This window comes from Mesorhizobium sp. M7A.F.Ca.MR.148.00.0.0 (assembly GCF_003997735.1).
Classification (GTDB): domain Bacteria; phylum Pseudomonadota; class Alphaproteobacteria; order Rhizobiales; family Rhizobiaceae; genus Mesorhizobium.
On record NZ_RZTB01000369.1, the window covers coordinates 329 to 585 of the forward strand.

The 257-nt window shown below is 63.0% G+C and carries 1 protein-coding gene; it reads right to left on the bottom strand.

Annotation, left to right across the window (positions count from 1 at the left end; genetic code table 11):
- Positions 1–257, bottom strand: a 257-nt coding sequence (locus EOB49_RS38370) for a YaiO family outer membrane beta-barrel protein (RefSeq protein WP_245472992.1), incomplete at both ends; no start/stop codon positions are given.

Below are 257 nucleotides of genomic sequence, written 5' to 3' on the forward strand. Positions count from 1 at the left end.
CGCTGCCAGCACATAGGCCGAAACCGTGGCGGAAAAGGCCTGGTCGATGCGGCCGTCGATCTGAACATCGGTGCGACCGTAGCGAGTCGCCATCCGGGTGTGGCTCGAAATGGTCGTCTGCGGGGTGAGCCGATAGGCAAGGCCGGTCGAACTGTCTGTCCAATCACCAAGTCCATCGGTGAGGTCGCTCACTTCGCTACCGATATCGAGCCGCCATTTGCGCGGCGGTGGTGCGGCCAGTCTCTGCTCGATGTCGC